This window comes from Ruegeria arenilitoris, from assembly GCF_013032855.1.
GTDB classification, from domain to species: Bacteria; Pseudomonadota; Alphaproteobacteria; order Rhodobacterales; family Rhodobacteraceae; genus Ruegeria; species Ruegeria arenilitoris.
The window spans coordinates 547,878-566,737 of record NZ_WQDA01000003.1; the positions used below are offsets into that span (position 1 = coordinate 547,878).

The window sequence follows — 18,860 nt, forward strand, 5'->3', positions numbered from 1 at the left end:
TTCCGTTTGAATTGAGGAGAGCCAAGAGATGGCAATCACTGCAGCAATGGTGAAAGAACTGCGCGACTCGACCGGCGCAGGCATGATGGACGCGAAAAAAGCGCTGACCGAAACCGGCGGCAACATGGACGAGGCCGTTGACTGGCTGCGCACCAAAGGTCTGGCGAAGGCCGCAAAGAAATCCGGCCGTACCGCAGCAGAAGGCCTGGTTGCCGTTCACGTCGAAGGTGGCAACGGTGTTGCTGTCGAAGTGAACTCGGAAACCGACTTTGTCGCGAAGAACGCCGAGTTCCAGGAAATGGTCGGCAAGATCACCTATGCAGCCCAGGGCGTTGACTCGGTTGAGGAACTGCTGGCCGCTGATCTGGGCGGCAAGTCGGTTGCCGACACGCTGACCGACAAGATCGCCACCATCGGCGAAAACATGTCGGTCCGCCGCATGGCCAAACTGTCGGGCGACACCGTGGTCTCGTATGTCCACAACGCCGCAACCAACGGCATGGGCAAGATCGGTGTTCTGGTTGCTCTGTCGGGCGGCGATGAAGCCATCGGCAAGCAAGTCGCGATGCACATCGCAGCCGTGAACCCGGCCGCTCTGTCCGAAGCCGACCTGGATCCGGCCGTTGTCGAAAAAGAAAAGCAGGTCCAGATGGATATCGCGCGCGAGTCCGGCAAGCCCGAGCAGGTCATCGAAAAGATGATCGAGGGCCGCATGAAGAAATTCGTCGCGGAATCGACCCTGCTGAGCCAGCAGTTCGTTGTGAACCCCGACCTGACCGTGGAAGCAGCGGCCAAGGAAGCCGGCGCAACCATCACCGGTTTTGTTCGCCTCGAAGTTGGCGAAGGCATCGTGGTCGAAAAAGAAGACTTTGCCGCTGAAGTCGCCAAAGCGGCTCAGGGCTGACGCCTGTTCAGCCCGGGTTTTCCGGGCTGAACCAAAAACACCCGAAACCGGTTGCGCGACGCGCGACCGGTTTTTTATTGGCGAATTTTCCGATTGATCAGAGTAGTAATTGGAGGGCCCCGCAAGATGGGGATGGTCGAGGCCCCCCAAAATTTCCGACATCGGCACGCGGACGAATAAGCGCCCTTTGTCAGAGCGAACGGAGAGCCTTGGCAATACAAAGATCCGTCCAAATGTTCCTTGGCTAAAGCCACCACTCACGGAACAGGATCAATGTGCAATTTCTGCGCGGTTTTAGGAAGTCATGTATTCCTTACCTAAGGTCAACTGCCGCGCGACAGCGGATTCAGACCTCCATGACGAACATCTGATTCTGCAGCGAAGCCTTCAAAACCGCCTGTGCAGTCGTCTCGACAGAGAGAGCCTCGCGCGCCAGCCTGAGGTGTTTTTCAACAGTTGCCGAAGTCAGTCCCATCAGCAGGGCAATGTCCTGGGTCGTTTTGCCGTCACCCACCCATTCCAAAGCCTCACGCTGCCGCTTGGTCAAGGCGCGGTTCGGGGGATTGTAGGGCAGGGTGAGAATTTTGAGGTGGGCGATGTTGTTCATCAGCAGGATATCATCGCCATGCTCAGCCCACATCTCGTCCATCTCGTCCTGGCTGCGGTTCAGAGCGGCCAGCGAAATTGCCCCCTTCGACCGCATGGACACCGAAGTGAAACTGATCGTGTAGCCGACGGTGATCCCTTTCGAGCGGTTGAACTCGTACACCTTGCGTTCTTCGTTGGTCATCGTGCCGCTGGACATCATCTCGCGGATCATGCTCCAGCTTGCGGCCCCTTCGTGATCCAGCGCCCATTTCAGCATGGGCGCATGGAAATAGAGACCATCCCGAAGGAAACCGTCCATGTATTCCTTGCAGTGATTGGTCAGGATCACGAAGTCTTCGGGGTCGCCCAAAGACGTTTGGGTGCGGTATTGTGTGTGTCCGTACAACAGGCGGTCAAAACCATACTTGGCCATCTGTTCGGTGTGCGCGGCCCAAAGCTCTTCGAGGGTTTTTACATAGCTCAGAAAGTTGAGGTATTCCTTGAGCGTCATCATGCGCCGCCACCCTCCTGAAGATGCGCGGCCAGCGCTTCCAGCGCCAGAACATAGCTTTGAGCGCCAAAGCCGCAGATCTGCCCGATGGCGACGGCCGAGATGTAGGACTTGTGCCGAAATGCCTCGCGGGCGTGGATATTGGACAGGTGAACCTCGACCACCGGCAATTGAGCTGACGAAATGGCATCCATCAATGCTATTGACGTGTGGGTATACGCGCCGGCATTCAGAACGATCCCGTCATGGGTCCCGCGCGCGGCGTGGATGGCATCGATCAACACACCTTCATGGTTTGATTGAGCGCACTCGACACGCAACCCGATCGATGCGCCATGCGAAACGCACAAGTCTTCGATCATCTTCAAGGTGGTATGACCGTAAACCTCGGGCTGCCGTGTGCCCAACAGGTTCAGGTTCGGTCCGTTCAATACAAGAATACTACGCATTATTTTTCTGTCCCCATACCTGTTTCATAGCCGCGAATTGAAAACGCGTCTACCGGCTTTGCTCTCATGAGGCGAGCGGGCGCAGGTCCGGTCTTGGGGACAGGCGGTGAAACGACCGTGAATGTCGTTCCTAGTCGATGGATACGACAACTTTGCCGAGAACCGACCGGTCGCCCAACATCTCCAAAGCTTCGGCGGCGCGGGGCAAGGAAAAGCGGGCGCTGATACGCGGCTTGATCTTGCCACCATGATACATGGCAAACAGTTCCCGCAAGTTTTCGGCATGTCCGGCCGGATCGCGGAATACGGACGCGCCCCAGAACACGCCGACGATCTCACAGCCTTTGAGCAAAGGCAGATTCAACGGGATGTTGGGGATACCGGCCGGAAAGCCAACGACCAAAAACCGCCCCTTCCAGGCCATCGCGCGCAATGCTGGCTCGGCGTAGTCGCCGCCAACCGCATCATAGACCACATCAACGCCATCACCGCCCGCCAGCTTCTTGATTTCTGACGAGAACGCTTTTTGCGCCTCTCGCGTCATCTCTTTGGAGTAGACGATCGTCTCATCAGCGCCCAAATCCTTGCAAAACTGAGCCTTGTCTTCCGTGGACACCGCGGCAATTACACGCGCGCCCATCGCTTTGCCCAATTCAACCGCGGCCGAGCCGACACCGCCAGCGGCCCCAAGCACCAACAGAGTTTCACCGCCTTTGAGCCCGGCGCGATCCTTCAGTGCATGGTAGGACGTTCCGTAGGTGAAGATGAAACAAGCCGCATCCTCGTACGGCATGGACTCCGGGATGGTAACGGCGCTGGCGGCCGGAATGCAAAGCTGTTCGGCGAAACCTCCGTGACCTGTCAGGGCCAGAACGCGGTCACCGACCTTCAGATCGGAAACACCATCTCCAACGGCGATCACATCGCCCGACACCTCCCCTCCGGGCGCGAAGGGGCGCGGTGGTTTCATCTGGTACAAATCGCGGATGATCAGCGTGTCCGGAAAATTCACGCCTGCCGCACGTACCCGGATCAGCACCTGACCCTTTTTGGGCGTTGGATCGGGCAGGGTGGTCAGTTCAAGTGTTTCCGGACCACCCGGGGCGACGCTGAGTAATGCTTGCATTTCGTTTTCCGATCCTCGCCATTTGTTGGCCCGAAGGTCGGGTCCTCACACCATGTTGTCAAGGCAGATGTGAAATGCAATTCTGCATAGTGAAACTGACCCGACCTGAAATAGAACTCAGGACGCAATAAAAACGAATTATGGGGAGAGGCTGATGACACCGGAGAACTTATTTTCGCTAGCGGGCAAGACTGCTTTGGTCACGGGCGGCGCGACCGGCATTGGTCGGATGGCAGCCGAGGCTCTGCTGCGCGCGGGTGCGCGGGTGCTGATCGCCTCGCGTAAGGGCGAAGCCTGCGAAGCTGTGGCCGCCGAACTGAACGCGCTGGATGCGCCCGGAACCGCTGAAGGGTTTGCCGGTGACGTCAGCAGCGAGGCCGGCATTGACGCGCTGGTCGAAGAGGTGAACAACCGCACCCAAAAGCTTGATATTCTTATGAACAATGCCGGCGTCTCGTGGGGTGCTCCTATGGGGCAGTTTCCCTATGACGCCTGGGACAAAGTCATGTCCGTGAATGTCGCCGGCATCTTTCATCTGACCCAGAAGCTGCTACCTCTGCTGATGCAATCGGGCTCGGACGATGATCCGGCACGGGTAATCAACGTCGCCTCGGTGATGGGCGAGGTTCCGATGGGTGATGGCGCCTACAGCTATTCCGCGTCGAAGGCGGCCGTCATCCATCTGACCAAGATCATGGCAAAGGAGCTGTCGCCCTACCGCGTGACTGTGAATGCTCTGGCACCGGGACCGTTCGTTTCGCGCATGACCGCCTTTGCCACGGCTGACGAGGAAAAACGCGAGAAAGTGGGCAAGTCGGTCCCGCTGGGCCGTGTCGGGCGCGACGAGGACATCGCGGGCTGTATGCTGTTCCTCAGCGGACGCGGCGGCAGTTACGTGACCGGCGCCGTGATCCCGGTCTCGGGTGGTATCAACGTTCTGACCGGAGGAAACATCTTTGCTGATGCCCTGTGAAACCCGGTCCAGTATCAAGCGAGGCCGATCGCATGAGCGATGACCCAAACACTCTCGACCTTGTCGCCGTAGATGACTATCTGCGCGCCAACCTGCAAGGCTATGCCGGTCCGCTTGAGGCGACGAAGTTCACGGTGGGTCAGTCCAATCCGACCTACGAACTGCGCACGCCTGGCAAATCCTATGTTCTGCGGCGCAAGCCGCCCGGAGTTCTGCTGAAATCCGCCCACGCGGTCGACCGCGAATTCCGTGTTCAGACCGCGTTGGCGCACAGCAAAGTACCGGTGCCGCGCATGTACGTGCTGTGCGAGGATGACAGCATCATCGGCTCTGCCTTCTATGTCATGGAGCGTCTTGTCGGCCGGAATTTTCTGGAACCGACCATGAAGGGCGAAACCAACGAAACCCGCAGCGCCGTTCTGGATGAGATGAACCGCGTTCTGGCCGAATTGCACATGGTCGACATCGACGCCGTGGGCCTGTCCGACTACGGACCGACCGGAAACTACTTTGAACGCCAGATCGCACGCTGGACCAAACAGTATCGCGCCTCGGAAACCGAAACGGTTGCCGACATGGATGCGCTGATCGACGCGCTGGAAAGCTCGATCCCGGCGGATGATGGTCAACGAACGCTGGTTCATGGCGACTATCGCATCGACAATCTGATGTTCGAGCGGGACGGAACCCGCTGCATCGGGGTCTTGGATTGGGAGCTGTCCACCATCGGCCATCCTTATGCCGATCTGGCGGCCGTAATCATGCAATGGCAGATGCCGCCGGGCAAAGAGGGTCGGGGGCTGGCTGGTGTTGACCGAAGCAGCCTTGGGCTGCCCAGCGATCAGCAGTTCATCGCCTCATACTGTCAGCGGCGCGGATTACCGGGGATCGACAATTTCGGCTTCTATCTCGCGTTCAACTTCTTCCGCATGGCCGGAATTCTCCAGGGCGTCTACAAACGCGCTCTGGACGGGAATGCATCCGATCCGGCCCGGGCGCGCGCATTCGGAGCCTATGTGCCCATGTTCGCCAAACATGGCCTTGCAGCGCTGGGATAGAGGGGCAGGCGTGGTATCCGAGACATCATCAAGCGCCGACACTGGCAAGGATCGGAACTTCGTCACTGCACTGGCGCGGGGGCTTGAACTGCTGCGGTGTTTTCGCCACGGCGAAACCGCCCTGACCAACACGGATTTTGCTGAACGTACGGGTCTGCCCAAGCCAACGATCTCGCGGTTGACCCATACGCTGTGCCAACTGGGTTATCTTGTTCAGGATCACGCAGGCGGTTCTTATCGGCTTGGTGTCGGAGTGCTGCGGCTGGGATTCGGAGTTCTGGGTGCGGCTGACATATGCGAGCGTGCCGTCGAGGTACTGAGGGAACTGCGCGATGGAGCCAATCCTTACCTGACGGCCGCCCTCGGCGAAGCGCATCGGGCCGAGGTCGTATACGTCGCGGTCAGCAGGTCGACGCAGAACGTGGCGCTTACCATGCATGTCGGATCCCGGCTGCCGTTGTTCTCCTCGGCCATGGGGCGGGCCATTCTGGTTGGAATGACCGAGGATCAAAGGGAAACCGCGGTTTACGCTGCACGACGCGATCTGAACCTGCCCGAAAATCACCTGCGCGACTCGATAAAAACCGCGTTGGATGAATACGATACACAAGGTTATTGTACCGGATATTCTCTGTGGCGGGACGACGTCCATGCCATTTCCGTTCCGGTGTCCACCGCCAGCGACGGGCGGGTATTTGGATTGAATATCGGCGGACCCAGCTTTTACGTGACCCCGGAAGAGCTTGAAGGAGACCACGCGCACAAGCTGATAGATGCCGCCCGGCAATTGGGACTGCGTCCATGAAACCTCAGTGCAACGCCTCGAGTTCAAGTTCTACGTTGGCCAGGCTGTTCTTACCAAAAAACATCTCAGACCCGACAAACAGGCAGGGCACCCCGAAAACTCCGCGGCGAACGGCCGCTTTTGTCTGATCTTTCAGAGTCTGCTTTGCCAGATCGCCGGTGATCGCCTCACGGATTTTTCGTACGGGCAGGTCACGTTCTTGAATGATGTCGGTCAACACATTCAGGTCGTCAATCTTCTGCCCGTGCACCCATATTGCATCAAAAACGGCGTCTACATATCTGTCTTCCCATGATTTTCCCATCGCTGCGACCGCCCCACGCATGGCGAATTTCGTGTTCAGCGGAAAATAGGGGCTCATATGAAAGTTCAAGCCGCGCCGCCGCGCAAAGCGGTGCAGGTCATGGGTCAGATACGCCGATTTCTTCCGATTTTCCGAGAACGCCCGAAATGGGCTCTGGTTGTTGGTAGCCTTGAAAACTGTGCTCAGAAGAACGGGCACAAAGCGAATCGCGGCCCCGTGGCGCGCGGCGAGATCTGGCAAAACCTTATGAGCGAGGTAAGCGTTCGGGCTGCAAAAGTCGTATACGAATTCCACGTTCTGCGTCATCTGGCACCTCCGGCCGGTGGCGAAATCAGGGGGTAACGGCTGCAAATCACGAATCCAGAACGCCGTCAGTCTAGCAGCGTCGCGGGTCGTGGCCGAGAGCAGACTTGCAGATCGCCCGCCCGGCAATTTTTGCCGGCTTTGTTTTTTGGGCTGTTTTTCTTTGCCACCGGGCGGCAGGATTGCGCGTAGGTGAAAGAAAAAACGGGGAAATTTCGGCCAATGCAGTTTGATCGGACGAGGCTGAACCGCATTCAGACATGGATGCAAAGGTATGTGGACGAACGAAAATACCCCGGGTGTGCCTTTCTGTTGAAGCAGCACGGGCGCGAAGAGTTCTTTCACGATTGCGGATTGCGTAGTCTCGAGGGTGATTTTCCGTTCGACCGCCAGACCTTGGTTCGCATCTACTCGATGACCAAGCCAGTAACCACGACAGCGCTGATGATGCTGGTAGAACAAGGTCTAATGCACCTTGAGGCGCCGGTGTCCGAGTTTCTGCCGGAATTCGCCGACATGAAGGCGTTGCGGAAAGACGCGCAATCCATTGATCAAACAGAAGACTCGACGTCGCCGACCCTGCATCAACTGCTGACCCACACCAGCGGGCTAAGCTATCCATTCAACCCGGGCATTCTGCCCGCTGCGATGGATGCTCAGGACCTGATGTTCAAACCGGACCAGGGTCTGCTGGCCGATCAGGTTCGGGCCGTGGCTGCATTGCCGCTGGCGTTTCAACCCGGCAGCCGCTGGGAGTATTCGGTTGGCATCGACGTAATCGGACGCGTGGTCGAAGTGGTGTCCGGCAGGAGTCTGGACGAATTCTTTGCCGATGAGATCTTTGGGCCGCTTGGGATGGACGAAACCGGGTTTTCGGTTCCCAAAGGGGCAGGGGACCGGTTCGCCTCGCTCTACACACCGCTCGACGGAGACGCGATGGCCCTGAACGCGGCCAGGTCCGGCGGCGAAACGTTGCGATTGGTGGATCAGGCCGGAAACTCGCCATTCGAAGCGGCCACGCTGTTTTCCGGCGGTGGTGGGCTGGTCAGCACGATCGACGATTTTGCCCGTTTCGCCGAGATGCTGCGCGCAAATGGGCAGGTGGGTGATCAACGACTGCTGGGCCCGAGCACAGTGGACTTCATGATGCGCAACCACTTGCCGGGCGACATCGCGTCCATGGGGCCCCAAAGCTTTGCCGAACAGCCAATGGACGGCATGGGGTTCGGGCTTGGCGGCGCTGTGGTTTTGGACCCGGGCCGTGCACGTACCCCTGGATCAGTCGGAGATTTCAGTTGGGGCGGAATGGCGTCGACCTTTTTCTGGGTCGACCAAAAGAACGACCTGTCGGCTGTTTTCTTTACTCAGTTGTCGCCCTCCAGTTCTTACCCGTCACGCTCAGAACTCAAAGCTCTGGTTCACGCCGCCCTCATTGAATGACCCGCGCCGGCCTGCTAGGCCGATCACGAACAGAACCAGAGAGAGTCGAATGACCGAAGCCGAACGCATCCTGTTGGATTTGCTGGACATTGAACGCCTTGAGGTAGACTTGTTCCGAGGCACCGGGTCCGGCGGTGAAACGCCCACGCGGATATTTGGCGGTCAGGTCATTGCGCAGGCTCTGGCGGCCGCGTACCGAACGGTCGAAAACCGCCTTTGCCATTCGCTACATGCCTATTTCATCCGTCCGGGAGATCCGGAAATTCCGGTTATCTATCAGGTAGATCGCGCGCGGGATGGCGGATCGTTCACCACACGGCGCGTGGTGGCAATCCAGCACGGCAAGCAGATCCTCAACATGTCGGCCTCGTTCCACATTCAGGATGAAGGCTGGAACCATCAGCACGCGATGCCTGATGTCCCATCGCCCGAAACGCAACCGTCCCGCGATGAATTGCGGCAGAAATACCTGAACCGCGTTCCCGAAAGGCTGCGCGCCGAATTGCTGCGTGAACGTCCGATCGAAGTGCGCGAAATTGAGCCCTTGGACATATTCCAGCCCGAGAAAAGCGACGACCGAAACCATCTGTGGTTCCGCATGGGAGCAGCGGAACAGGCTGATCACGTGACCCAACACCTGTTGCTGGCCTATGCCTCGGACATGGCGCTGCTGAGTTCCGGCATGCGGCCGCACGGGTTGAGCTGGTTCACGGGCGAAATTAATGGCGCGAGCCTGGATCACGCGATCTGGTTTCATGCACCGGTTCATTTCCAGAACTGGCATCTCTATTCCATGGAGTCGCCATGGACGGGGCAGGGACGCAGCTTCAACCGCGGGTCAATCTATGCGCAGGACGGTACCTTGGTCGCCTCCGTCGCGCAGGAAGGCCTTCTGCGCCGCGCCCGCAAGAAAGACTAGGTATCGCCTGCAAACTGCTGATTCAACTTGTTCATTCCTGAAATCCAACGGTCGTAATCGGCGGTTTTCAAGCGCATGTAATCCAGAACCTGCGGATGCGGCAGAATCAGAAAGGTCTCGGTGCCAATGGCCTCGACACAAGCCTGTGCCACGTCCTCGGGTTCAAGCATGCCATCAATCGCGGCAACTGAGTCTTCAAACCCTTTGGTCATTTCCGATCGGACGGCCTGAGGACACAAGACCGAGACCCGGATGCCTTTGTCGGCATAGGTCAAAGCCAGCCATTCCGCGAAACCAACCGCCGCATGTTTGGTGACTCCGTATGGCGCGGCTCCGGGCTGGTTGAGCAGCCCCGCAGCGGAAGCCGTGATCAATATGTAGCCGCCGCCGCGCGCAATCATCCGCGGCACCAGATGGCGTGCCGTCCACACATGAGACATGACGTTGATCTTCCAGATCCTTTCCCAATGCGCATCGGGAACATCGAGACCGCCAAGCGTCAGAATGCCGGCGTTGGCACAGAACAGATCAATGGGGCCGATCCTGGATTCAACACTTTCGATCATTTGCTGGATATCGTGTTCGTCGGCCACATCGCATTTGAACGAATGCCCGCCAATGTCCTGGGCGACTGCTAGGGCGCCGGCTTCATCAATATCCGCACAGATCACATGCGCGCCGTCCGCCGCGAAGCGCGTCGCCATACCTTTGCCGATGCCTTGGGCTGCACCGGTAACAACTACGATTTTTCCCTGAAGGTCCATCAGCGCATCCTGTCTTGGGTTCACACAGGACCGTAACAGGTTGAAATAGCACCGCCAACGCGAACGTAGCGGTGCCAGGTCTCACAGTTTTATTTACATAATACCGATTACGCGATCTTTAGATTGCGGATCAGTAGAATGCCTGCAACCCGGTCTGCGCCCGCCCCAAGATCAACGCATGAACATCATGCGTGCCCTCGTAGGTATTAACGGTCTCAAGGTTGACCATGTGCCGAATGACTTGGAACTCCAACGAGATCCCGTTGCCACCATGCATGTCCCGCGCCATCCGTGCGATATCCAACGCCTTGCCGCAATTGTTCCGCTTGATGATCGAGATCATCTCAGGCGCTGCTTCGGCTTTGTCCATCAGCCGTCCGACCGTCAAGCTGGCCTGCAAGCCCAACGCGATTTCGGTCTGCATGTCCGCAAGTTTCTTTTGGAACAGCTGTGTCTGCGCCAAAGGACGATTGAACTGCTTGCGATCCAATCCATACTGACGCGCCGCGTGCCAGCAGCATTCTGCGGCCCCCATGACACCCCAACTGATGCCATAGCGTGCTCGGTTCAGGCATCCGAACGGCCCTTTCAGGCCCTGGACGTGAGGCAGCAAGGCACTTTCGTCGACCTCCACGCCATCCATCACGATTTCGCCGGTGATTGACGCGCGCAGGCTAAGCTTGTTTTGGATCTTGGGCGCGCTCAGACCTTTGGCGCCTTTTTCCAGTACGAAGCCGCGGATCTTTCCGTCATGCGCATCGGACTTGGCCCAGACAACAAACACATCGGCAATTGGCGCGTTGGTAATCCACATCTTGCTGCCGGTCAGACGGTAGCCGCCGTCGATCTTTTCCGCCCGGGTTTTCATGCCCGCCGGATCAGACCCCGCATCCGGTTCGGTCAGGCCAAAGCAACCGATCCATTCACCACTGGCCAGTTTCGGCAGGTATTTCCGGCGCTGCTCTTCACTGCCATAGGCATAGATCGGATACATCACCAGCGAGCTTTGCACCGACATCATCGAGCGATAGCCGGAATCCACACGTTCGACCTCGCGCGCGACGAGACCGTAGGTGACGTAACCGGCGCCAATCCCGCCGTATTCTTCGGGAATGGTGGTGCCCAGCAGGCCCATTTCGCCCATCTCACGGAAGATTTCAGGATCGGTTTCCTCGTTCTGAAACGCCTGAGTTACCCGAGGCTGCAGCTTTTCCTGCGCATACGCACGCGCGCTGTCGGCGATCAGGCGTTCATCCTCGGTCAGTTGATCAGACAGGCGGAACGGATCGTCCCAGGTAAAGCGGCCAAGATCGGGCGCATCCTTTGCGCGCAATGCAGGTTTGGTGTCGGGGGCGTTCATCTTCTGGCTCCAAACTGAAGTTCATACGCACCCTACCCTGCAATTTACGCAAAAAACAGCGAGACATTTGCAAGTTTTCATGAGTAAAACGCATAGATGGATACGCCTCGTCGACTTTTTCCGTCAATTTCTTCGCTTCGCGCGCTCGAAGCATTGGACAGGCTGGGGTCCGCCTCGGCCGCCGCGGAAGAGCTTGCGCTGACCCAGAGCGCCGTCAGCCGGCAACTGCAGACGCTCGAGACCCAACTGTGCGTGCAACTCATTCTGCGTGACAAGAAGCGATTGGCGTTGACGCCGGTGGCGCAGGACTATGTCGCGGAAATACGGCAAGGTCTGAACCAAATTGCGCAGGCCTCCCTGAAACTACACGTCGCGCCAGTGGGTGGAACGTTGAATCTGGCAATCCTGCCGACATTCGGAATGCGTTGGCTGGTGCCACGGCTGCCGGATTTTGCCCGTTTGCATCCTGACATCACGATCAACATGTCCACGCGCCTGAGGCCTTTCAATTTCTCGTCGGAACCCTTTGATGCTGCGTTACATTTCGGGGACCCGGATTGGCCCGGAACCGATCGTCTGCTGCTGAAGGTGGAAAGGGTTCTACCGGTATGTGCCCCCTCGCTCCTGCCAGGAGGCGCGCCGGACGATCCGCGCGAATTGCTGAAACTGCCCCTGCTTCACATCCAGACCCGCCCGCGCGCCTGGCAAGACTGGTTCAAACAAATGGGCGTTCCGCATTCAGGCGCCCTGCCCGGTACGGTGCACGATCAATTCACGACCATCAATCAAGCCGCCCTGCATGGGCTGGGCGTCGCCCTGCTGCCCAACTATCTGATCGAGCAAGACCTGGCGACCGGCAGACTTGTTGCAGCCTGCAAGGATCCGGTTGAAACCATGGGGGCCTATTATCTGGTCTGGCCAAGCTCAAAGTCCGAAGATCCGACACTTCGGCACTTCCGTCACTGGTTGGCGTCGCAGGCCCAAAACGACGAAACTCTGCCCAGATAGGCTAATCCAGCGCGTATCCAGCACCTCGAACCGTTCGAAGGGGGTCGGCTCCGCCAAACGCCGTCAACGCCTTGCGCAGTCGACCAATATGGACATCCACGGTGCGGGAATCGACATAGACGTCGCGCCCCCAGGCACGGTCCAATAGCTGATCGCGACTGAACACGCGCCCCGGCTTCTCCATGAAGGTGCACAGCAGCCGGAATTCGGTTGGCCCCATCCGGAGCGGCTTGCCCGCCCGACTGGCCTTGTGGCTTTCGAGGTCCACGACGATGTCGTGATATTCCAGGGTTTCCGCAGCCGCCGCCGGGCGTACCCGACGCAGTTGAGCTCGGATTCGCGCCATCAGTTCCGCCATCGAATACGGTTTGGCCACATAATCATCGGCCCCCGTCTCCAAACCGCGCACCTTGTCCCCCTCATCGGACCGCGCCGACAGCATGATGATCGGAATCGCGCGGGTCTGCGGGCGTGCCTTTAGCTGACGACACAGCTCAATCCCACTGAGATTGGGCATCATCCAGTCAAGCACGATCAGATCAGGCGCCACCTCTTGGACCAGCACCAGGGCTTCTTCGCCGCTTGCTGCCTGAACCACTTTGTACCCGGCGGACTGCATGTTGTACGCCAGCACCTCGCGCAGTGCGGGCTCATCATCGACGATCAGGATAGTCGGCTGGCCCATTGGCATGCCGGCCACCTCTTACAGAGATTGCGAGGTGTTGTCTGCTTTCGGGCGGGCTTCGGTCGGCCGTTCGCCGGTCACCAGATAGATCACCTGTTCGGCGATGGCAGTGACGTGGTCGCCCATCCGCTCGATGTTCTTGGCGATGAAATGCAGATGCATGCAGGCCGTGATGTTGCGCGGGTCTTCAGCCATGAAGGTCAGCAACTCGCGGAACAGGCCGTTGTACATCTGGTCCACCTCCTGGTCCCGATCGATAACGTCACGGGCCAGCTCAGCATCCCTTTGAATATAGGCGTCCAATGCGTCACGCAGCATCCGCTCAACCTCACGCGCCATGCGGCGCAGTGCGGCGGTGCTGCCGCCGATCTGGTTGGCCTCGACCAAAATGGTGGTGCGCTTGGCGATGTTCTTTGCGTAATCGCCGATGCGTTCCAGGTTGGCCGAAACCTTGAGAACGGACAGCACCAACCGTAGGTCGCCGGCGGTGGGCGCCCGCAGAGCGATCACCCGGGCGGTTTCCTCATTGATCAGGTCCTCAAGCGCATCAATCGCCTTGTCGCCCTGCCGCACCTGCTGCGCAAGCTCCTCGTCCCGCGTTTCCAGCGAACGGGCCGCACCTGTAATCGCGGCTTCGACCAGACCACCCATTTTCATGATGTGGGCCTGAACCGCCTCAAGATCGCGGTCGAAGGCAGATGCAATATGTTGTTCGCTCATGGTCTTTTACCTGTTCTCAGCCGATGCGGCCGGTGATGTAGCTTTCGGTACGCGGGTCTTCGGGGTTGGTGAAGATTTGGGCGGTATCACCGAACTCGACAAGATTGCCCAAGTGAAAAAACGCCGTTTTCTGGCTGACGCGCGCCGCCTGTTGCATCGAATGGGTGACGATCACGACCGAAAACCTCTCACGCAGTTCATCGATCAGCTCTTCGACCTGGGCGGTGGCAATCGGGTCCAGTGCCGAACAGGGCTCGTCCATCAACAGAACTTCGGGTGCCGTGGCGATGGCGCGTGCGATACACAGGCGCTGTTGTTGCCCTCCTGACAAACCAGTACCAGGGGCATCCAGGCGATCCTTCACCTCGTCCCAGATGGCGCCGCGGCGCAAGGATTTCTCGACGATCTCGTCAAGTTCGGCCTTGGTCTTGGCCAGACCATGAATGCGCGGGCCGTATGCGATGTTGTCATAGATCGACTTTGGAAAAGGGTTGGGTTTCTGAAACACCATGCCGACCTTGGCGCGCAGTTGCACGGGGTCGATCCGCTTGTCATAGATGTCTTCCCCATCCAGGCGGATTTCACCCTCGACCCGACAGATGTCGATGGTGTCGTTCATCCGGTTCATACACCGCAAAAAGGTAGACTTGCCGCACCCCGAGGGCCCGATGAACGCCGTAACGGTCTTGTCCTGGATTTCTACATTCACGTCCTTGATGGCGTGCGTGTCACCATAGAACACGTTCACGTTCCTGGCTGAGACCTTGAGGGTTTCGGTTTCCAATGCGCTATCCACGGGTGGCGGGTCCTTCGTTTTTTGGTCCGAGTACTCGGCTTGACCGTTCCTAGCCTATCACGCGCCAGTCTTACATGGGCAAAATGACGGTGAACACCGCGCCCTTTCCCAAATCACTTTCCACCCGCAACCGACCGCGGTGGCGGTTGATGATGTGCTTGACGATAGCCAGGCCCAGCCCCGTCCCCCCCAACTCGCGCGAGCGGTGGCTGTCGGCGCGGTAAAACCGTTCGGTAAGTCGAGGCAGATGAACCGGATCGATGCCAGGGCCCTTGTCGATGACCCTCACCCGGGCGGCCGGTCCCCGGATCGCGGTATCCTGATCTGAAACCGTCACTTGCACATCGACACCGCCACCGCTGCCGCCATATTTGATCGCGTTTTCAATCAGGTTGGTGAAGACCTGCCGCAGCTGGTCATTGTCGCCCGGAAGGCGAACGGGGTTATCCGGGGCGCTCAGAGACAGGCAAACGCCCGCGTCATCCGCCAAGGGGCGCAACGTCTCGAGCGTCACGCGCAGCAGCTCGATCAGTTCAATCTGCTGCCTTGGCCGAACGCGCTCTTCGCTCTCGACCCGATTCAACGACAGCAGGTCACCGACCAGACGGTTCATCCGGTTGGCCTCGGCTGTCATGATCTTCAGGAATCTGTCCCGGGCCGCCGCGTCATCCTTCGCCGGTCCTTGCAAAGTCTCGATGAAGCCCATCAGAGCGGTCAGTGGGGTACGAAGTTCGTGGCTGACATTGGCAACGAAGTCACGGCGCATCTGGCTGGCCTGTTCAAGGTGGGTCACATCCATGAACGTTGCCAGAACCGCGCCACCGGAAACCGCGCCAACGCCCTGCATGTACCGACAGTGGACCTGAAACGCAGTGTCCTGTGCGCCGTCGTTCGCCAGATGCCGGCTGTTGGCCGGCCCCTTGCTCCGCAAGCTTTTCTCCATCGCTTCGATGACCTGCGGCTGTCGCAGGATCGTCGCAAAATGGCGACCGTCGATGTTTCGGCCCAACAACGCACGCGCATCCGCGTTCGAGGCGATGATCCGCTCGGTCTGATCGACCATCAATGCGGGCATCGGCAAAGCAGAGACGACTTCGGCAAGCAGTTCGTTGCTCATGACCGGTTCACAGGACCTATGCGACGGGCGAAACGGGCGTCAGCGTTTCCCGGAACTTGCGCATGTTCTCTTGATAGTGGAGCGCGCTGAACGTGATCCGCCGGGCCGCCGCTTCGTCCAGTTGCCGGACCACCTTGCCAGGGGCTCCCATCACCAGCGAGTTGTCGGGGATCTCCTTGCCTTCCGTGATCAGGGCCCCTGCCCCGATCAGGCAGTTCCGGCCGATCTTCGCGCCGTTCAGGACGATGGCTCCCATACCAATCAGGCTGTTGTCACCGATAGTGCAGCCATGCAGCATCACTTTGTGGCCGATGGTGCAATTCTTTCCGATCGTCAGAGGAAAACCGGCGTCGATATGCATCACGCAGTTCTCCTGAACGTTGCTGCCCTCGCCCACGCGGATTTCTTCGTGATCGGCTCGGATCGTGCACCCGAACCAGACGGATGCACCTCGCTCCAGGACGACTTTGCCGATCAGGTTCGCGTCCGGCGCAACCCAGCTGTCTTCGTGGATCTGCGGGACGTCCTGTCCCAATGCGTAAATGGTCATGACATGCTCTCGAATTCGTATTGCAAGGCGCGGACGTGATCCTGCAACCGGGGCTGCTGAATACGGCGCATCCGCTCGGCGCTGACGATCGTCTTCAGCTTTTCCTCGGTTGCGGCCAGATCGTCATTGATCAACACATAGTCGTAGTAGCCCCAATGGCTGATTTCGTCCCAGCTTTTCATCATGCGCTTGGAAATGACGTCGGCGCTGTCCTGACCGCGGGTTTCAAGCCGGCGGCGCAGCTCTTTGATCGATGGCGGTAGAATGAAAATGGACAAAGCATGTTTGCCCAGCTCGGAATTCCGGATCTGCACTTCACCCTGCCAGTCTACGTCAAACAGCACGTCCCGCCCGCTCTGGATCGCTTCGCGCACTGGTCCAGCGGGTGAGCCGTAGAAATTGCCGAACACATGGGCATGTTCCAGCATCTGCCCATTTGACACTTGCTGGCGGAAATCATCTTCGCTGAGAAAATAGTATTCGCGTCCGTGTTCCTCACCCGGGCGCGGGGCGCGGGTAGTGGCCGAGATCGAAAACTCGAGATCGGTGTCCCACTCCATCAGGCGACGGGCCAAAGTGGATTTCCCGGCACCCGAGGGCGACGACAGGATGATGAGTAGACCGCGGCGATCCGCCATTACGCTTTCCCTTGCTTATTCAACATTTTGCACCTGCTCTCTCAACTGGTCGATCACCGCCTTCAACTCCAGACCGACTGATGTCAACTCCGAGTTCTGGGATTTGGAGCACAGCGTGTTGGCCTCGCGGTTGAACTCCTGCATCAGGAAATCCAACTTGCGGCCGACCGGGGCCTCCTGCTCCAGCAGTGCGCGTGCGGCTACGACATGCGCGGCCAGGCGGTCCAGTTCTTCGGTGATATCCGCTTTGACCGCGATCAGGGCCAACTCCTGCGCCACCCGGTCGGGATCAGCGCCCTGGCTGTTTTCCATGACCCGCGCTAGGTTCTGGCGCAGAGTGTCGGCCATGGCTTCCTTGCGCCGCTCGGCCAACTCGGTGGCCTGCTCGGTGAGGGTCTGGATCTGATCCAACTGGGCCGACAGGACGGAAGCCAGGGCTTGCCCCTCATCCCGGCGCATTTCCACAAACTCGGCCAGCAGACTGCCAAATTCGGATTTCAACGCCTCGACCAGCGGCGCGGGATCGTCGTCTTCGGCTGCTGCGTCCAGCATCCCCTTGAGCATCAGCAGATCGCTGGCCTTTGACGGAGCAAGCGCGACGCCCTTATTGACCGCCAATTCCTCGGCCTGCGCCAACGCCTCCAGCGCGGCGCTCATTGCGCCTTCGTTCAGCTTCAGTTCGGCGGCGGTTTCTTCGCGGGCAACGCGCAAGCTCAGCGTCACGTTGCCCCGGCTGATCTGTTTGGACATATCCGCGCGCAGCGCAGCCTCAAGTCCCGTCAGCCAGTCCGGCACCCGCAACCGCATGTCCAGACCCTTGCCGTTGACACTGCGCAGTTCCCAGCTCCAGCTGTGCGGCCCCAATGCGCCCTTTCCGGATGCAAAACCGGTCATGGATTTGATCATGCCTGCCCTTTCCCACTGCTGCGCAGCCTTGTTCTGCTGCACCTAAAGCTATCGTACCCCATAGGGCAAGACCTTGCCGGATGTGCAATTCATCGCAAGAAGTTAACCATTCCTTAAAGATTTGGTCCAAAATTGAATAAACCCGTGTCAATCTGTCAGTCGAAGGATGGGTCGGCCGCTATCGCTTTGCATGGCGCACGGACCGGATGGCCGCCAATCGACACGAGGTGCATGGTAATGAAAACCTTCTTCTGGAATGGTTCCGGGTCGAAAGCTGGAAAGATCATCGCAATGGATCGCTTTGACAGTGGGCGCAGTCTGTTCCCCATCCGTCAGGCTGAGGCGTATTGGACCGCGCTGCTGAGCGGCGACGGCGTTCCCAAGCGTTCCCAGATCGACCCACGCGGCCTCGAGAACATTCTGGAATACACATTCATTCTGGAACGCATCGCGCCCGGCCTCGCCCGGTTTCGACTGGCGGGAAGCCATCTGAACAAAATCGCGGGGATGGAGGTGCGCGGAATGCCTCTGACCGCCTTCTTTGATCCCAGCGCCCGTGATCAGGTGTCAGAGGCGCTGGAAGAGGTGTTCGCCGCTCCGGCGATCGGTGAGTTCAGCCTTGTTTCAAAAGGCAAGCTCGGCCGGACGCGGCTGCAGGCCCGCATGATCCTGTTGCCCCTCAGAAGCGATCTGGGGGATGTCAGCCGGGTGCTGGGTGTGATGGTCAGCGATGGCACGATCGGCGCTACTCCGCGCCGGTTCGGAATCGAGGACACTCGGATCCGCGCACTGGTGAACATTCAGGATCAGGCCCACAACAGCCGGCCTATCGAGGCGGGCTTTGCCGAGGATCAGGCCGATTTCCAGAGACCGGCGAAACACCTGCGGCTGGTCTTCTCTCGCGACGAGTGAAAAGCAGAACGGCGGACCCGAGGG

General features: G+C 58.9%; 21 protein-coding genes. 8 read left to right on the forward strand and 13 right to left on the reverse strand.

Features of this window, described 5'->3' with window-relative positions; all coding sequences use genetic code 11:
• Nucleotides 1–28 precede the first annotated feature (28 nt).
• Nucleotides 29–904, forward strand: coding sequence for a translation elongation factor Ts (gene tsf / locus GOW72_RS12880; protein WP_093962057.1), 876 nt, complete (start codon nucleotides 29–31; stop codon nucleotides 902–904).
• A gap of 346 nt (nucleotides 905–1,250) precedes the next feature.
• Here the strand turns inward: tsf and GOW72_RS12885 are convergent, their stop codons facing one another.
• The 3 genes from GOW72_RS12885 to GOW72_RS12895 all read right to left on the reverse strand — a co-directional run bounded on the left by GOW72_RS12885 (nucleotide 1,251) and on the right by GOW72_RS12895 (nucleotide 3,578).
• Nucleotides 1,251–2,003 carry a LuxR family transcriptional regulator gene (locus GOW72_RS12885; RefSeq protein WP_093962957.1) on the reverse strand — a complete coding sequence of 251 codons (753 nt, stop codon included), beginning with the start codon at nucleotides 2,001–2,003 and terminating at the stop codon, nucleotides 1,251–1,253.
• Entirely contained in the window at nucleotides 2,003–2,452 is a 450-nt protein-coding gene (gene aroQ, locus GOW72_RS12890; RefSeq protein WP_170339183.1) for a type II 3-dehydroquinate dehydratase, read from the reverse strand. Before aroQ ends, GOW72_RS12885 begins: the two co-directional genes overlap by 1 nt.
• A gap of 130 nt (nucleotides 2,453–2,582) precedes the next feature.
• The gene (locus GOW72_RS12895; protein ID WP_170367104.1) at nucleotides 2,583–3,578 is read right to left on the reverse strand and encodes an NADPH:quinone oxidoreductase family protein; all 996 of its coding nucleotides are present in this window, start codon (nucleotides 3,576–3,578) and stop codon (nucleotides 2,583–2,585) included.
• A 154-nt stretch (nucleotides 3,579–3,732) separates the two neighbouring features.
• On the opposite strand from GOW72_RS12895, the gene GOW72_RS12900 reads away from it, so the two are divergent.
• The 3 genes from GOW72_RS12900 to GOW72_RS12910 are packed head-to-tail and all read left to right on the forward strand — an operon-like array spanning nucleotide 3,733 to nucleotide 6,414.
• Nucleotides 3,733–4,551 carry an SDR family NAD(P)-dependent oxidoreductase gene (locus tag GOW72_RS12900; protein ID WP_170367105.1) on the forward strand — a complete coding sequence of 273 codons (819 nt, stop codon included), beginning with the start codon at nucleotides 3,733–3,735 and terminating at the stop codon, nucleotides 4,549–4,551.
• Nucleotides 4,552–4,583: 32 nt separating this feature from the next.
• A complete protein-coding gene (locus GOW72_RS12905; RefSeq protein WP_170367106.1) occupies nucleotides 4,584–5,609 on the forward strand; it encodes a phosphotransferase in 1,026 nt (341 codons plus the stop codon).
• A 10-nt stretch (nucleotides 5,610–5,619) separates the two neighbouring features.
• Nucleotides 5,620–6,414 carry an IclR family transcriptional regulator gene (locus tag GOW72_RS12910; protein ID WP_342355377.1) on the forward strand — a complete coding sequence of 265 codons (795 nt, stop codon included), beginning with the start codon at nucleotides 5,620–5,622 and terminating at the stop codon, nucleotides 6,412–6,414.
• Nucleotides 6,415–6,418: 4 nt separating this feature from the next.
• Here GOW72_RS12910 and GOW72_RS19090 read toward each other — a convergent pair whose 3' ends face one another.
• Nucleotides 6,419–7,366 (reverse strand): 2-hydroxychromene-2-carboxylate isomerase, encoded by a 948-nt coding sequence (locus GOW72_RS19090; protein ID WP_342355378.1) that lies wholly within the window; start codon nucleotides 7,364–7,366, stop codon nucleotides 6,419–6,421.
• Here GOW72_RS19090 and GOW72_RS12920 point away from each other — a divergent pair.
• On the forward strand, nucleotides 7,286–8,461 hold the full coding sequence (locus tag GOW72_RS12920) for a serine hydrolase domain-containing protein (protein WP_342355379.1): 1,176 nt from the start codon (nucleotides 7,286–7,288) through the stop codon (nucleotides 8,459–8,461). The two genes, GOW72_RS19090 and GOW72_RS12920, sit on opposite strands and share 81 nt — an antisense overlap.
• Nucleotides 8,462–8,510: 49 nt before the next feature.
• On the forward strand, nucleotides 8,511–9,380 hold the full coding sequence (locus GOW72_RS12925) for an acyl-CoA thioesterase (RefSeq protein WP_170367110.1): 870 nt from the start codon (nucleotides 8,511–8,513) through the stop codon (nucleotides 9,378–9,380).
• On the opposite strand, the gene GOW72_RS12930 is transcribed toward GOW72_RS12925, so the two are convergent.
• Both GOW72_RS12930 and GOW72_RS12935 read right to left on the reverse strand, forming a co-directional pair.
• Nucleotides 9,377–10,144, reverse strand: coding sequence for an SDR family oxidoreductase (locus GOW72_RS12930; RefSeq protein ID WP_170367111.1), 768 nt, complete (start codon nucleotides 10,142–10,144; stop codon nucleotides 9,377–9,379). The two genes, GOW72_RS12925 and GOW72_RS12930, sit on opposite strands and share 4 nt — an antisense overlap.
• Nucleotides 10,145–10,274: 130 nt before the next feature.
• Entirely contained in the window at nucleotides 10,275–11,504 is a 1,230-nt protein-coding gene (locus tag GOW72_RS12935; RefSeq protein WP_170367112.1) for an acyl-CoA dehydrogenase, read from the reverse strand.
• 96 nt (nucleotides 11,505–11,600) lie between these two features.
• Between GOW72_RS12935 and GOW72_RS12940 the strand changes: the two genes are divergently transcribed.
• The gene (locus GOW72_RS12940; RefSeq protein WP_170367113.1) at nucleotides 11,601–12,512 is read left to right on the forward strand and encodes a LysR family transcriptional regulator; all 912 of its coding nucleotides are present in this window, start codon (nucleotides 11,601–11,603) and stop codon (nucleotides 12,510–12,512) included.
• Between the two features lies 1 nt (nucleotide 12,513).
• Here the strand turns inward: GOW72_RS12940 and phoB are convergent, their stop codons facing one another.
• The 7 genes from phoB to GOW72_RS12975 all read right to left on the reverse strand — a co-directional run bounded on the left by phoB (nucleotide 12,514) and on the right by GOW72_RS12975 (nucleotide 17,924).
• Nucleotides 12,514–13,203: a phosphate regulon transcriptional regulator PhoB gene (phoB, locus tag GOW72_RS12945; protein ID WP_170367114.1), complete on the reverse strand. Its 690-nt coding sequence runs from the start codon at nucleotides 13,201–13,203 to the stop codon at nucleotides 12,514–12,516.
• A gap of 12 nt (nucleotides 13,204–13,215) precedes the next feature.
• Nucleotides 13,216–13,917, reverse strand: coding sequence for a phosphate signaling complex protein PhoU (gene phoU, locus GOW72_RS12950; protein WP_093962068.1), 702 nt, complete (start codon nucleotides 13,915–13,917; stop codon nucleotides 13,216–13,218).
• A 16-nt stretch (nucleotides 13,918–13,933) separates the two neighbouring features.
• Nucleotides 13,934–14,713: a phosphate ABC transporter ATP-binding protein PstB gene (gene pstB / locus GOW72_RS12955; protein ID WP_342355380.1), complete on the reverse strand. Its 780-nt coding sequence runs from the start codon at nucleotides 14,711–14,713 to the stop codon at nucleotides 13,934–13,936.
• A gap of 70 nt (nucleotides 14,714–14,783) precedes the next feature.
• A complete protein-coding gene (locus tag GOW72_RS12960) occupies nucleotides 14,784–15,830 on the reverse strand; it encodes a sensor histidine kinase (protein WP_170339160.1) in 1,047 nt (348 codons plus the stop codon).
• 16 nt (nucleotides 15,831–15,846) lie between these two features.
• Nucleotides 15,847–16,380, reverse strand: coding sequence for a gamma carbonic anhydrase family protein (locus tag GOW72_RS12965; RefSeq protein WP_170367115.1), 534 nt, complete (start codon nucleotides 16,378–16,380; stop codon nucleotides 15,847–15,849).
• Nucleotides 16,377–17,018: a guanylate kinase gene (gmk, locus tag GOW72_RS12970; protein ID WP_170357855.1), complete on the reverse strand. Its 642-nt coding sequence runs from the start codon at nucleotides 17,016–17,018 to the stop codon at nucleotides 16,377–16,379. Before gmk ends, GOW72_RS12965 begins: the two co-directional genes overlap by 4 nt.
• Before the next feature lie 15 nt (nucleotides 17,019–17,033).
• Nucleotides 17,034–17,924 (reverse strand): YicC/YloC family endoribonuclease, encoded by an 891-nt coding sequence (locus tag GOW72_RS12975; RefSeq protein WP_170367207.1) that lies wholly within the window; start codon nucleotides 17,922–17,924, stop codon nucleotides 17,034–17,036.
• Nucleotides 17,925–18,161: 237 nt separating this feature from the next.
• On the opposite strand from GOW72_RS12975, the gene GOW72_RS12980 reads away from it, so the two are divergent.
• Nucleotides 18,162–18,836, forward strand: a complete 675-nt coding sequence (locus tag GOW72_RS12980; protein ID WP_170367116.1) for a PAS domain-containing protein — start codon at nucleotides 18,162–18,164, stop codon at nucleotides 18,834–18,836.
• Nucleotides 18,837–18,860: the final 24 nt, after the last annotated feature.